General features: G+C 43.4%; 17 protein-coding genes. 3 read left to right on the top strand and 14 right to left on the bottom strand.

Annotated elements, in window-relative coordinates:
* Window positions 1-73 precede the first annotated feature (73 nt).
* Entirely contained in the window at window positions 74-607 is a 534-nt protein-coding gene (locus tag LCL96_RS15910; RefSeq protein ID WP_224942608.1) for a GNAT family N-acetyltransferase, read from the top strand.
* Window positions 608-625: 18 nt separating this feature from the next.
* On the opposite strand, the gene LCL96_RS15905 is transcribed toward LCL96_RS15910, so the two are convergent.
* The 5 genes from LCL96_RS15905 to LCL96_RS15885 all read right to left on the bottom strand — a co-directional run bounded on the left by LCL96_RS15905 (window position 626) and on the right by LCL96_RS15885 (window position 3,117).
* On the bottom strand, window positions 626-841 hold the full coding sequence (locus LCL96_RS15905) for a hypothetical protein (RefSeq protein WP_224942607.1): 216 nt from the start codon (window positions 839-841) through the stop codon (window positions 626-628).
* 5 nt (window positions 842-846) lie between these two features.
* Window positions 847-1,401, bottom strand: coding sequence for a TVP38/TMEM64 family protein (locus LCL96_RS15900; RefSeq protein ID WP_224942606.1), 555 nt, complete (start codon window positions 1,399-1,401; stop codon window positions 847-849).
* 152 nt (window positions 1,402-1,553) lie between these two features.
* Window positions 1,554-2,066, bottom strand: a complete 513-nt coding sequence (locus LCL96_RS15895) for a hypothetical protein (protein ID WP_224942605.1) — start codon at window positions 2,064-2,066, stop codon at window positions 1,554-1,556.
* 115 nt (window positions 2,067-2,181) lie between these two features.
* Window positions 2,182-2,835, bottom strand: a complete 654-nt coding sequence (locus LCL96_RS15890) for a hypothetical protein (protein WP_224942604.1) — start codon at window positions 2,833-2,835, stop codon at window positions 2,182-2,184.
* Between the two features lie 81 nt (window positions 2,836-2,916).
* Entirely contained in the window at window positions 2,917-3,117 is a 201-nt protein-coding gene (locus LCL96_RS15885; RefSeq protein ID WP_224943492.1) for a hypothetical protein, read from the bottom strand.
* A gap of 398 nt (window positions 3,118-3,515) precedes the next feature.
* Between LCL96_RS15885 and LCL96_RS15880 the strand changes: the two genes are divergently transcribed.
* Window positions 3,516-3,710: a hypothetical protein gene (locus LCL96_RS15880; RefSeq protein WP_224942603.1), complete on the top strand. Its 195-nt coding sequence runs from the start codon at window positions 3,516-3,518 to the stop codon at window positions 3,708-3,710.
* Window positions 3,711-3,753: 43 nt separating this feature from the next.
* Here the strand turns inward: LCL96_RS15880 and LCL96_RS15875 are convergent, their stop codons facing one another.
* The 8 genes from LCL96_RS15875 to LCL96_RS15840 all read right to left on the bottom strand — a co-directional run bounded on the left by LCL96_RS15875 (window position 3,754) and on the right by LCL96_RS15840 (window position 9,022).
* The gene (locus tag LCL96_RS15875; RefSeq protein ID WP_224942602.1) at window positions 3,754-4,392 is read right to left on the bottom strand and encodes a hypothetical protein; all 639 of its coding nucleotides are present in this window, start codon (window positions 4,390-4,392) and stop codon (window positions 3,754-3,756) included.
* Complete coding sequence (locus LCL96_RS15870) at window positions 4,385-4,924, bottom strand: sigma-70 family RNA polymerase sigma factor (protein ID WP_224942601.1); 540 nt, start codon at window positions 4,922-4,924, stop codon at window positions 4,385-4,387. The genes LCL96_RS15875 and LCL96_RS15870 overlap by 8 nt, the downstream gene beginning before the upstream one ends.
* 149 nt (window positions 4,925-5,073) lie before the next feature.
* On the bottom strand, window positions 5,074-5,727 hold the full coding sequence (locus tag LCL96_RS15865; RefSeq protein WP_224942600.1) for a lysoplasmalogenase: 654 nt from the start codon (window positions 5,725-5,727) through the stop codon (window positions 5,074-5,076).
* Between the two features lie 319 nt (window positions 5,728-6,046).
* Entirely contained in the window at window positions 6,047-6,817 is a 771-nt protein-coding gene (locus tag LCL96_RS15860; protein ID WP_224942599.1) for an HAAS domain-containing protein, read from the bottom strand.
* 2 nt (window positions 6,818-6,819) lie between these two features.
* Window positions 6,820-7,143 (bottom strand): PadR family transcriptional regulator, encoded by a 324-nt coding sequence (locus LCL96_RS15855; protein ID WP_224942598.1) that lies wholly within the window; start codon window positions 7,141-7,143, stop codon window positions 6,820-6,822.
* Window positions 7,144-7,385: 242 nt separating this feature from the next.
* Window positions 7,386-7,934 (bottom strand): DUF6143 family protein, encoded by a 549-nt coding sequence (locus tag LCL96_RS15850; protein ID WP_224942597.1) that lies wholly within the window; start codon window positions 7,932-7,934, stop codon window positions 7,386-7,388.
* 123 nt (window positions 7,935-8,057) lie between these two features.
* Complete coding sequence (locus tag LCL96_RS15845; RefSeq protein ID WP_224942596.1) at window positions 8,058-8,354, bottom strand: hypothetical protein; 297 nt, start codon at window positions 8,352-8,354, stop codon at window positions 8,058-8,060.
* Window positions 8,355-8,383: 29 nt separating this feature from the next.
* Window positions 8,384-9,022, bottom strand: a complete 639-nt coding sequence (locus LCL96_RS15840; RefSeq protein WP_224942595.1) for a hypothetical protein — start codon at window positions 9,020-9,022, stop codon at window positions 8,384-8,386.
* Between the two features lie 83 nt (window positions 9,023-9,105).
* Here LCL96_RS15840 and LCL96_RS15835 point away from each other — a divergent pair, with 83 nt between their 5' ends.
* The gene (locus LCL96_RS15835) at window positions 9,106-11,220 is read left to right on the top strand and encodes a diguanylate cyclase (protein ID WP_224942594.1); all 2,115 of its coding nucleotides are present in this window, start codon (window positions 9,106-9,108) and stop codon (window positions 11,218-11,220) included.
* Between the two features lie 45 nt (window positions 11,221-11,265).
* On the opposite strand, the gene pepT is transcribed toward LCL96_RS15835, so the two are convergent.
* On the bottom strand, window positions 11,266-12,501 hold the full coding sequence (gene pepT / locus LCL96_RS15830; RefSeq protein ID WP_224942592.1) for a peptidase T: 1,236 nt from the start codon (window positions 12,499-12,501) through the stop codon (window positions 11,266-11,268).
* Window positions 12,502-12,724 lie beyond the last annotated feature (223 nt).

The following is a 12,724-nucleotide window of genomic DNA, read 5'->3' as shown; positions in this document are numbered from 1 at the left end:
ATGATCTGGCATTGACTTCCATTTTACTACTCTTTAAAATGAGTGAAACCCCATTTTATAAAGGAGAATTCAAATGCACATTCACAAAAGACCAGAACAGCCTGAAGATTATCTTCAAATAGAGGAAGTGGTAAAAAGCGCTTTTTCACAAGAAAAACTCAGCGACCAAACAGAGCACCTTCTCATACACCGTATAAGGAAGTCAGACGCCTACATACCTGATTTGTCCCTCGTCGCCACCGATCAAAATAACCAGCCGATCGGCCATCTCCTCCTATCCAAAGTGACCATTGTCCATCAGGGTCAAGAGGTAGATTCACTTGCCCTCGCCCCTGTTTCGGTTGCACCGGAGCATCAGAAAAAAGGAATCGGGAGCCAACTGATCACTGAAGCCTTGACTCGAGCGAAGGAGATGGGGTATCAATCCGTGATTGTCTTGGGGCACGAACACTACTATCCTAAATTCGGTTTTAAACCGGCCAGTTCTTGGAATATCCGGGCTCCATTCGACGTGCCCGATGATGTATTCATGGCAACGGAATTGACGGAGAACGCTCTTCATGATGTACAAGGTGTCGTTCACTATTCTGAGGCATTCTCTTCATAAAGGAAGGTTGTTCTGGTTCTACAGCCTTCCTTCTCTCATCCATTTCAAAATGGTATAACTGCCGTGGACGGAGACCGCCAATAACAGAATCACCGCCACCAACCAGATGCCAAGTCGGTTGATTTCTTGCAGACCTTCAAAGTAGAATGTGATAAAAAGAGCGACCCCTATAAACATAAGGTAACAAAATACATTTGGAATGAGCCATATCAGCCTTCGTTTTGTGAGTTTCAATATGTTCACTCCTTTGCAGATTTCTTTCTGCTCAAAACAAGCCAAATGATGAAAAGTAAAAACACACTCAAAATGAATTTCCCTTTCCAATTCCATACCAGCACCTGCTGAATCGAATACGCTTCAATGACAAGTGCCGGTATTTTTCCTATTGTGCTGGCAACGGAATAATTGAGCACCCCGGCTTTACTGATGGCTGCCGCTAAGGTCACAAACCCTGATGGAATGAAAGGAAAGATCCTAAGGGCGAGGATGAGACAGAAGGCTTCTGCGCCCTTTGACTTTTGTAAACGCGCCAGTAACTTGCTGTGTATTTCCTTCTTTTTAAAGAAAGTCTTGATGCCCTTGCGATATAAAATAAAGCTGACGATCGCACCAAGTGCTTCTCCCGCAATGGAAACGGTCACACCTTTTTCAAATCCGAAAAACGTGATGTTGACAGCGGTAATCGCGACGCTAGGCATGACACCGAGGACACTGATGATGATGTTGAGTAAAATACTTAATACGATGGCATAGACGCCTAGTGTGTTGAACCATTCTAAGAGGTGTGTTTCCAAGTCGATTCGCCCCTGACATATTTCATAGTGGTCCCCATTTTATTTTTGTTTTCCAAAAGTAAACCGGGACCATTCATCATTCCTTGCTTCCATTCGTCATAATCACCCCTGTGTACTTACGGCATAATTCAATTGTTTCTTCCAATAAAGTTTTAAAGATATCCGGCAACCACCAAACTCCTTAAGTAATGAAGGAAACATTCATTTTCCACTGTACATTCACCGGGATCGATTCCTACAAAAACATTCAACTCATGAAAGAGTTTTTCACTCTTACCTTGAAGGGTAAAACCACTAATGTATGTATGATCCATGCTTTCTAAGATAACATTAATTCTTTGGCCATATTGTATATCCGTCCACATTTTTTCTACGGTGGTTTGTTTCTCATCTTGATCGGACGAATTCATCAATTCAAAAAAGTCGATTTTTTCAATAGCTGTAAATACCCTTTGTAAGACATTCTCATCTGTGATGACATAATATTTAATTGCATGAATGCGAGATTCTTGATCTATATCTGCATCAGACACATTCTCTTCCACTGCAAGGTATTTCTCTTTTAATATCCCATCCACTTGGTTCAGTGAAAATTGGTGAGGGATGTTTTTCTTTTTATAGTTTTCAACCATTTGTTCTACAAATGGAGTTATAAATGACTTCATACACCTTCTCCTCCGGGTATAAAACTACGGTGGAAGGATTGTGACGTACCTCCACCTGTTCTTTCAATTCGGATAACCTTCAGTCTCACCTTACAAGATACCTTTCTTACACCTACTACATAACCCGTTCCTCATCCCCATCCATAATTTTAAAATGAACCTCCATCGAGCCTCCCCCAGTTATATGATTGGGAATACCTGATAAGTCTAGTAGTTCCTTCAGTCTGACCGATTTTTTACGATTGGGTTCGATCGTGATTTTATAAGGACCGCCCTCATTCATGAGTGATGTCAATCGAAGATCCTCTTCTGGAAAAAATGTATCCAGGAATTCAACCTCGAAGGTCACCGGGTCTCCGCTATGATTGGTGATCAGGAGGTTGCATTCTCCATTCACTAAATCGTTACTTTCCTCTTCGAAGTCGCACGTTCCCTTTCCATCATAGGAAATGGCGGCAATTCCATTTGCTAATGTTTCCTGGTACAACGTAACCAGCCCCAAGGGTAGCAATGAATAAGCAAATAACACGATGATCACTGTCCATACATGATATTTTGAAATCCCCTTCACAAGTAAAACGATGGCGAAGATAAATAAGAATGAGCCGATGATGGCGAGCACATTGTATCCATCTTGATCGCTGATGGGAAAAGACATGAACGTCATGCGATTAAAAATCATTTGATGATTGGGATACGGGAAATATAGAGACATGCATATAATCAATATCACGGCTGAGGCAATGAGCGCTTTTTTATTTTGGACCATTTTTCCATCTTCCTTTTCTATTAACTTATGTTAAATCGTAGTTGGCGGGAGAAGCGAATTTCCGATTTAATCAGAGAGTACTTAATCATTTATATTTTTCTTTATGTCAAAGATACTGATCGTTCCACAAGTCAAAACGCCTAATCCTAAAACAATTGTGAGAATCCAATTCTCTCCCCAACTTGTAATCGTAGTTAATAAACAACTGATTGCAATAACCAAACTGCCATATTTCGCACTCCATTTGGCAGGTTTGGAAGATTCATTATTAGCCAAGAACATCCACTTCCTTTTCACAAAGAATATAGCCCAGCTTCTTCCCATTAGAATTAGGAAAACCATTTCCTCAGAACCTTTAACACTACCAATTATTTCAAAAAAACACATTTTAGACAATGCTTACATTAATCATGCCGGATTCAGATTTTTCATGCCGAAATCCTTCTTTTCGTGCGAGATTTCCCAGTATCATGCCAGCTTGTCGAATATGATTGTTTCCTCCTTCCTCGATCCGCCCTTTTATTAAAATATTAATATCTCAACAGATTTGCTTAAGATATCCCGATCTTTACCGGTGATTTTTCTATTACAAACCTATATGAAAAGAAACTGAATTCAGAAGTTTTATAGTATGATAGGCATAGATTAATGGTATTCTCTAACAAAAGGAGTTGTAGACAATGGCTGAAATGGATGTAGGAACGAAAGTCATTGAAGGCGGTGGCCAAGGTGGCGTCACCTGGAAGGAAGTCTCAAGGAGTACTTCGGGCAGTTATACGATCGTCTTATATAAAAGCGCAAATGGTGGGAGCCAGTGGAAAAAGGTCACCTATGATAAAAGCGGAAACATAGTGAAGACGGTCTACGGATCCTAATTGGAAAAGGATGATGGCACAGGAAACCATCATCCTTTTTTCATTAACGGAAGGACTCCGCCATCTGTATCATGTCGTCTTTCGTTAGAGTGATGCCGGACCGTGCCGGCATGTATTTCAGTTCATACATGGACTCCCCCTCTATCCATGTCAGAACACTCACCGTTAATGGTCCCCCTGTTTCAGTATAGCTTCCTTTAGAAGTACCAACGTTCACCGGCTCCTGTGAAAAGGTCAAATCAGTCCCGGGTTCAAGGAGTTGAAAGGACATCGTGACCGTCTGTTTTTCTGGCCCGATGAGGGTGACGGTTTGTATGTTTCCATATGGACCTTCTGACGTTTTCGTGCTGACATTTTTCACTTCGAAAGGAACCTTGGTAATGAACTTAAACTCTTTCCCCAGAAACTCCGGGCGATCGCTTGCTTCATATAACGGTGCGCTCGCATTGTTCCCGAAGATGCCCAGCTGTGTTCCACCAAAGTAGACAAAGATGGATAGACAAGCGGCGAAAAATAGCATAGACATGATAGGGGCAAAAATCGGTTTTTTAGGGCCAGAAAACGATTTGGCTTGTTTAGAATGGATTTCATGTAAGATATTCTTTCTCATCTTATCGGTAAACCCCCGGCCCTTGAAGGTTTCTTCTTTCATCAGTCTATGTAAAGATTTCAGTTCATCCATTCTTATACACCTCGCTTCGTTTAATCGTGGAACCGAGCAGGGACTTGCCTCTTGCCAGTCGGGTCTTCACCGTATTCGTGTTGATGTCAAGGCTCGCACCGATCTCGGTTAACTTCATCTCTTCGAAATAATATAAGAAGATAACCTCCCGATATTTAACGGGCAGGGACAAGACGCTTTGGATCAGCTCAGAATTTTGCTCATTTTTGATCACGGTCTGTTCCGGTGCCCCCATTTTTCCCTTCACCATATCGTTGATCTTATTAGAGATACTGATCATCCTTGTGTCCCACCGTCTTAAATGGTCCTTACAGTGGTTGATGGCGACGGAGATGATCCATGTCTTCAGGGAAGAATCCTCCCTGAAGGTATCCATCTTTTGATAAAACTTGATGAAGATCTCCTGTGTCAGATCCTCGGCGAGGCTATGTTCCTTTACATAGGAAAAGACAACATAATAGACATCATTTCCATAGTTCGTCATGGCTTCTTCAAGTAGTTGGTCTTTCTCGAATTTTGTCCGCTTTTCCATTTTCGAAAGTTCACCTGCTTTATATTAGACGTAGCTCAAATGAATAAAGTTTGATTTTTACAATTTTACCCAAAACAAAAACCTGTCGAGAATCCTCAGGCAGGCTTTCGTTAGGCAGTGCCGCTATCATTATCACAAAAAATTCCAGTTTAGACAATCCTTTCTTTTATTTGCTGAAAAGATGAAAGACTGCCCGCAATCAGGAACTGTGCGGAGTAGTAGGTTGTCATGATCAGAACATCCGAAATCGGAATGTTTGATACGAACATATTCCATGACAGGATGGTGTCTGATAAAACAAACAGAAGACTGCCTGCAATGGCCCACTTGTTTCCTGTCATGATCGCCGATAGAGCCATCAGGGAAATGACGAGCATGTAGGCAATGACCGGGATGACGAGTGGATCGTTCCCACCCGCCAGTAGAGATGAAATCAATTGCCAGCCTATGATGAAAGAGTACAGGGCGATCGGAACTGCCGCACTAATACTCCACTTCTTCATGCGGGGTTGCTTCGTAAAGCCTGTTACGTAGAAAACATGCCCGACTAGAAAAGCTCCAAGCCCGGCAATAAATGAAACGGCAATGAACGCATCCCCCAGCATGCAAAAGCACAGACCAATGAGAATAAGACGCATGGACAGAGGCGGTTTGGCCGGTAGTTGCCGGAATGCGTAGACAATGATGAGAATCATCGGGATTAGCTTAAACATGATTTTTACAGCAACGGGCTCTTGAGGAATGATGAATATATAGATGGCTGCCATTATCGCGATGAGAATGGGGAATAACCCTTTTTTCATGAATCGTCACATCCTGTGGAGGGATTTTTTCTTCTTTTAATATATATACTCGTTTGGTGTGAGGAATTCCTTCTGGGGGCATGGGGAACCGCGGGGACAGGTCTCTTGGCTTTATGGAAAAGGCTTTTCTCCAATGAATCATGCCGGGATTTTGAATAATCATGCGGGATTTCAGGTAATCGTGCGTATTTCATACTATTCGTGCCGGAACTGTAATTTTCATGCGAGTTTCAACCATAATCGTGCCGGCATGTCGGATTTTCTTTTTTCCCAACAACCAAAAGGACGATGCCACCAAGCATCGTCCTATCAAAATTCATTACATCACTGGCCTTGAATGCTTCTCCTTTTTCTTCTCCCTTATTAAAAGAAAAACAAAGTATCCACCCACAAACAAAGGAAAAGCAATTCCAGTCAGTATGAGTTTTGTTTTTTCAGAAAAGGAACTATGCTGAATAAGTATTTCCGGTACGTTAAGAAGGATCGCCAGAATGATCATTATCCAGGTTTTCGACCAAATGGACACCCCTATGAGGACAGAGATGGCAAGAATCAGAGCAAAGATTCTCCAACTTCCTCCAAATGCTAATGTTGGAACCTCTATGACTTGGCTAAGTAATAGCAATCCAATAAAAATCAGAGTGGGGACTCCACCAAGAATATAATAGAACGTCCACTCTCTTCTCTTTGAAATCTGGTGACTGGATACGTATTTTAAGAGTGCTGCCGTGTAGAATAAAAATCCAATCATGACCAGGGGATAACCGATCAATACAAATAGTGAATATTCCAGGTCACCTTTTAAAGCATCACCAAGCAGTATAAAGGAAAGAGCACCGAGCAATACCATTACGATATATTTAAAGATACTTTTATAATCAATAGGCATCTCGTCAGAAATTTGTGCCATGTATTGTTTTGGAGTTAAACCCGTCACATCTTCTACGTTCTTGCCCCGTTTTTCTGCCTGAACTAAGTGGTCTTCTAATTCTCCAACGATCTCGTCGACTTCTTTTTCATTTTTGCCGCTTGAGATCAGATAGATTCTCAGATTCCCGAGAAAGTCTTCACTCTTTTTAGATAATGGCATCCTTATTCCTCCCCCAATAGTTGATTCACGCTCATCGAGACTTCTTTCCACCTATGTTTGAAATCCTCCAACTCTTCTTCCCCTTTTGGAGTGATGTAATAATATTTCCGTTTCGGTCCCCCTGAAGGCATTTCTTTCTGCTTAGTGGTCACAAGACCCTCTTTTTTCATGCGAAGCAGCAAAGGGTAAATGCTTCCTTCTTTGACCATCCTGAATCCGTTGGACGCGAGCTTCTCCATCATTTCATACCCATATACTTCACCTTTTGAAATGATGGAAAGCAGGCATCCTTCCAGAATCCCTTTTAATAATTGACTGGACGACACGATCGTTCCCCCCTTCGCAGTAGGCTGTTTCACTATGTTGCAAAACAATATAGTTATCTAAAAAAATATCTATACGCAAACTAGGTTGCAATACAATATAGATACACTTTAGCAGATACTGGAATTTTAAGCAAGAACGAAATCAAATAAGGTCCGAGGGACGGACCTTATAATTCTTGCTTATGACTTTATCACATCGGAATTGAACGGGATGGCAGATAACCCTCTTTTGCTCTTTACACTCATCGACAATCGTCCGTCCCAGCTTTTTCAAACCAACCGAACGCGACTTCCGATTGAATGATTTCATCAGCTGGGGATACTAGATTCAGCAGAAAGGATCCGCCAGGTGGAAAGATGAATTTCCCATCCTCATCACTGGCTAACGTACTTTGAGGCGGGACGATCCGCCTGAAGGCGTTGACCCCTTTCCGCGGTGTCCCTTGGATATCGTCAGCATAGGCGATTTTGACTTCGGGCTTTGGAAGCGGGGAAAGGGCCGTATTGGCGGGTGTCACATTCTTTGAGATCCTCGGCTTTCCGGGAGGAATAGGATTGAACCAGATCTCCGCTTCAAACGGTTGATCTGAATGATTGGTGATGGTAAAGGCATTGACGAATAAATGCACATTCGAGTGTTCCGGATTCAGCAAACCACCCCACGCATTTTTTCCTCTTCCGAAGCACAAATGCTCTGTTTGGCCGACAAAATATCTTCCCTCCATGGATTGATACAATGTATTGGGAATACTGACGGTCTTACTCAGTCGATCGTTCATGAACCATTGCATGTGACAAATCACTCCTTTCTAGAGTTTATGAGGGAAGAAAGGAAGTTGCGAATAGATAAAAAAAGACTCCACAGAGTCTTTTTTTCACATGAGTTTGATTATCCCTTCAAGATCTGCTACAAATCACGTCGATTCCTTCAGGGTACAAACTTCATAAGCAATAAATCCAACTAACAAGCCGATTCCCGCACCTACGCTAACTGTAAAAAGGAGAGATGTAGAAAAAAGAATGCTAATGATCACACCGAAAGCACTGCCAAAAATCATCCCTACCGGTAATAAACTAACCAACAAATCCTGTGCGGCTTTCGAGGTTGTTTGACCTGAAGTGCCCTGGCTATGTATGCGATGAAGTCTTTGAATCACCCATACTGCAACGCCTCCAATAAGGACCAAAGGCACAATCGCCATAGTGAGCATATCAATCCTCCTCTCCCATTTCATTCAGCTCAAAGCGTTACATCCGCTGCTTCAACGTTGATCAATACCTCATCTCCCAACGTGCAGTCCAGCAGTTTCATCTTTCCTTTTGAAGAAAAATCCGACGGCATCAGTCCATTTAACGGCATAGTAAAAGAAGCAATTCCTAATTGCTGATACGTTTCGCCGATCAATTTACTGCATGTGTAGTCCTTCTTCTTTGAAGGAATGGAGAAGATTCTTCCTTCGACTACCTCTTCAATCATGTTCCACTCCGATGGGTTTGGAATTCCATGGACTTCTTTCATGTAGCTGATCAATTTTTGTTCATCAAGGGGTCTACCGAGAGTCAGGCTTCTCAGGGCATATGCTGGTGGATGGTATGGTACGACATCCTGCCCGTAGGTTTTCAGTCGGTCGTGCAGTTTCACAATCTTCGGGCCAGTCAGGTGGTCATGCATGACCTCGTCTTCTAAATTCGTCAAGGCAGTGGATTCCCAGAAGAAGACCTCTCCTTTAGGATCTGGCCGGAAAACCATTCCGACGTGTGACCACATACTGTGCTCCAATGTTTCAACCATTTTACTGATTTGATATTGTCCGCTGAATAGGACAAGGTCCCCTGTCTTTAGGGCAGGATTAAGTTCATCAAAGGTTTGAGAATTCATTCTTTTTTCTCCTTTTTTAAATTTTCTCATAAAGAGTATGTGCTATAATCATACAGTATTAACTAAATTTAGGAGCCTCTTTTATGAAAAAATTCGCCATCCTGCTTTTCATAACCTTTGCGTTCACAGTGTTATTCGGACCTAATACACTTGCTCTAGCAGCAGATAAAGTCGTCATTCCGGATTCCCTTCAAGAATTGGATCTCTCCGATCAACTAGATGTCTATTTCGATCAGAATCATCTGACCGCCAAACAAATTTTGAGCAAAAGCGATGAATTTATTCCCTTATCAACATCAAATCCTTCGGGGGATATTTCGGATACCGTTTACTGGCTGCGAGTGAATCTAGAAAATGATTCCGAACGGCAGCGAAATCTTCTCCTTGAAATAAAGAAACCTCACCTTAGCTCGGTTACGTTGTACACCCTAAAGAACGAAAGGCTTCAGAAAGAAGAGACGATCGGCTATCGTTATCCCTTTGACCAGAGAGACTATAAACATCGTAATCTTGTATTCTCACTGGATCTTCAGCCGAACGCGTCCACAGCCTATTTTATGAAAATCGAGACGGATAGTTTCTTTCAGGCTCCCGTGTCCCTGTGGGATCCGATTGCGTTTTCTGAAGCCAATTATATGAATCAATCGATTCACGGGATTTTCTACGGGATCATGCTGGCCATGATTCTGTATAATACATTCTTGTTCCTTTCCCTTAAAGAAAAAAGTTATCTTTATTACATATTGTTCGTTTCGGGATTTACGATGATGCAGGCTGTCTGGGATGGGTTTGCCTTTCAGTTTATCTGGGGGGACTTTCCGTGGTGGGCGCTGAGATCCAATTCTTTTTTCATCATTTGGACGTCTCTGTTTGCCCTTCTTTTCGCCAAGCATTTTTTGCAGCTGAGAGAGCATGCGCCGCGCCTTCATCGGGTGGTCACCATCTTCAATCAGGTTTGCGCTATAAGTTTAGTTCTTCCTTTCTTCGTCAACATCGGGACCATGACCATGATCAGCACGGGCATGGCGACGATTTTTGTCCTATTCCTGATTGCCATTGCCTGGACGGTCAGATGGAAGACAAGGGAAGCAAGGTTCTATCTCACCGCCTGGTCCCTTCTTTTTATTGGCGTGCTTCTGAACATACTGGCAGCGTATCAGCTCGTTCCGTTGACGGACTTGACGCTTTTTGCCCCTAAGTTCGGGGCCGTCGTTGAAGTATTGGTCCTTTCCCTCGGTCTCGCGGACAGAATCAAGAGGATGAGGAAAGAGAAAGAGTATGAGACGAAGAAGTATTATGTCCATACACTGCTTCAAAACGCCGTAAAACAGATGGCAGATATGGACGATCTGGCCTCCCTCTCAAAGCAGGGACTACACTGCTTGATGGATGTCACCCATTTTGAAAAGGGCTTTTATTTATCAAAGGATGAGGAGAGGTGGAATGTGCTATCGAAAGTGGATGTGCCTGAAGAAATGGAAGACTTCCTCCTGGAGCAATACGATTCGTGGAAAAATGGGAAGAACGGGATCCTTGATGGCTCTACGTTCACCGTCCCTATCTCTTCTAGCACGCATTCTGGACAATTTGTCATCTGGAGCACCCAGGAAGAAGTTGACTTATCGATCATGGAAAGTTTCCTTCCGGCGTTCATTGATCAGTTCACTACTCTCGTCGTTCAAAAAGAGGACGTGGAGATGCTTCGGAAATCGGCCATGCATGATCACTTAACCAAGCTGTTAAACCGGAAGTACTTTTTGAAGAAAGCCAATGAGATCTATGAAGAATCTGATTCCGCTTCCTTATTACTCATTGACATCGATCACTTCAAGAGGATCAATGATACGTATGGGCACCTCATCGGCGATCGGGCCATTGTGTTTGCCGCAGACCTCATCAAAAGAGTCTTTAAAAAGTTCGGGGTGGTTGGACGATTCGGCGGAGAAGAATTTATCGTGTTCCTGGATAAAACCGGAGAAAGCCAGGCACTCGACTGGGCAAATCACTTACTCGAAGCATTTCGCGAAGAAGGGTTGCTCCTTGAGGATGGCAGATCCATCTACCTAACCGTCAGTATCGGATTCTGCAGCAGTCAGGCTTTCAGTTATCTCACCGTTGATGAAATGATTCAACTGGCAGATGAACAACTTTATCATGCGAAACGGAACGGCCGGGACCAAGTAGCGGCCGGTTCTTGAGAAGTGCCCTGTGGACAACACTTTGTCCACAGGGCACCTTTTCATTTATTCCGCTTTTTCTTCAAACAACCGGACAATCTCAATGATCACCTTTGTCGCTTTTTCCATATTATCGACGGAAGCAAACTCGTAACGGCTATGATAGTTTTCGCCGCCAGTAAAGAGATTCGGTGTCGGCAGCCCCATAAAGGATAGGGTGGATCCATCCGTACCTCCGCGAATCGGTTTAATATCCGGTGTGATGTCGAGGTTTTCCATTGCCTGCTTGGCTAACTCAACGATTTCGAACACGGGCTCTATTTTCTCCCGCATATTGTAATATTGATCGTTGATGTCGAGCTGAATGCACCCCTGTCCGTAGATGGACTGCAGGTCTTTGACGATCTCCTCTAACTTCATTTTTCTTTCATTGAAGTTTTCCCCATCGAAATCACGGATCAAATAATGCATGGTTGTCTGTTCAACGTCTCCTTGAATCGAAGTAAGATGAAAGAATCCGTCGTACCCATCTGTCGATTCAGGCGCCTCTCCGACCGGGAGTCGGCTGTTCAGTTCCATGGCGATCTTGGCGGCGTTCACCATTTTGTCTTTCGCTGTCCCGGGGTGAACGTTTCGGCCGAAGATCTTGATGTTCGCTTCTGCGGCATTAAAGCTTTCATATTCCAATTCACCCAGTGGTCCACCGTCCACCGTGTAGGCGAACTCGGCATTGAACCGCTCTACATTGAACTTATGGGCACCCTTCCCTGTTTCTTCATCCGGCGTGAAGCCCACTCGAATCGGCCCGTGCTTCACTTCAGGATGTTCGTTTAAATAAGCCATCGCTGTCATGATTTCTGCGATTCCGGCTTTATTATCCGCTCCGAGCAGGGTCGTTCCATCGGTTGTCATGAGGGTATGTCCCTTATATCCGGTCAGCTGAGGAAAATCCTTCACAGACAGCACAATCCCCTGCTCCTTATGTAACACGATGTCGTTCCCATCGTAATTCTCTACGAGCTGGGGCTTCACATTTTCCCCCGTGAAGTCTTCTGATGTATCCACATGGGCAAGAAATCCAATGGCTGGGACCTGTTTTTCAGTATTGGCCGGTAAAGTCGCCATCACATAGCCGTACTCATCAATCGAAACATCCGTCATTCCGATTTCCTTTAGTTCCTCCACCAGCATATTGGCAAGTACAAGCTGACCAGGCGTTGAAGGCGTTTCCTCCACGCCGTCTTTTGACTCTGTATACACTTTCACATATCTTGTTAATCGATCGATTAGTTCCTGTTTCATCGTGATTCCCCCTTTCTTTTTATATTATCAGATTCGTGCCACGGGGACAGGTTCCTTGGCTCTTTTTTGTTCACGAAGGGCGAGAAGGAATCATGCCGGTTTGGAGGACAATCATGCGGGATATGAAAGAATCGTGCGAGTTTCAGAATAATCATGCCGGAATACCCGTTATCATGCGACTTTTGACCATAATCGTGCCGACTTTTCGAATAAAAATAAACTC

Source organism: Rossellomorea aquimaris, assembly GCF_020172085.1.
In the GTDB taxonomy this organism is placed as follows: Bacteria; Bacillota; Bacilli; order Bacillales; family Bacillaceae_B; genus Rossellomorea; species Rossellomorea aquimaris_E.
The sequence above is the reverse complement of the archived record's forward strand: the minus strand, read 5'-3'. Positions and strand labels throughout refer to the sequence as shown.

What these genes read in the sequence shown, in the direction of transcription:
- LCL96_RS15890 (WP_224942604.1), bottom strand. Translation starts at nt 2,835, where the DNA reads ATGGTCCAAAATAAAAAAGCGCTCATTGCCTCAGCCGTGATATTGATT.
- LCL96_RS15870 (WP_224942601.1), bottom strand. Translation starts at nt 4,924, where the DNA reads ATGGAAAAGCGGACAAAATTCGAGAAAGACCAACTACTTGAAGAAGCC.
- LCL96_RS15885 (WP_224943492.1), bottom strand. Translation starts at nt 3,117, where the DNA reads ATGTTCTTGGCTAATAATGAATCTTCCAAACCTGCCAAATGGAGTGCG.
- LCL96_RS15880 (WP_224942603.1), top strand. Translation starts at nt 3,516, where the DNA reads ATGGCTGAAATGGATGTAGGAACGAAAGTCATTGAAGGCGGTGGCCAA.
- LCL96_RS15850 (WP_224942597.1), bottom strand. Translation starts at nt 7,934, where the DNA reads ATGCAATGGTTCATGAACGATCGACTGAGTAAGACCGTCAGTATTCCC.
- pepT (WP_224942592.1), bottom strand. Translation starts at nt 12,501, where the DNA reads ATGAAACAGGAACTAATCGATCGATTAACAAGATATGTGAAAGTGTAT.
- LCL96_RS15840 (WP_224942595.1), bottom strand. Translation starts at nt 9,022, where the DNA reads ATGAATTCTCAAACCTTTGATGAACTTAATCCTGCCCTAAAGACAGGG.
- LCL96_RS15845 (WP_224942596.1), bottom strand. Translation starts at nt 8,354, where the DNA reads ATGCTCACTATGGCGATTGTGCCTTTGGTCCTTATTGGAGGCGTTGCA.
- LCL96_RS15910 (WP_224942608.1), top strand. Translation starts at nt 74, where the DNA reads ATGCACATTCACAAAAGACCAGAACAGCCTGAAGATTATCTTCAAATA.
- LCL96_RS15865 (WP_224942600.1), bottom strand. Translation starts at nt 5,727, where the DNA reads ATGAAAAAAGGGTTATTCCCCATTCTCATCGCGATAATGGCAGCCATC.
- LCL96_RS15875 (WP_224942602.1), bottom strand. Translation starts at nt 4,392, where the DNA reads ATGGATGAACTGAAATCTTTACATAGACTGATGAAAGAAGAAACCTTC.
- LCL96_RS15860 (WP_224942599.1), bottom strand. Translation starts at nt 6,817, where the DNA reads ATGCCATTATCTAAAAAGAGTGAAGACTTTCTCGGGAATCTGAGAATC.
- LCL96_RS15835 (WP_224942594.1), top strand. Translation starts at nt 9,106, where the DNA reads ATGAAAAAATTCGCCATCCTGCTTTTCATAACCTTTGCGTTCACAGTG.
- LCL96_RS15895 (WP_224942605.1), bottom strand. Translation starts at nt 2,066, where the DNA reads ATGAAGTCATTTATAACTCCATTTGTAGAACAAATGGTTGAAAACTAT.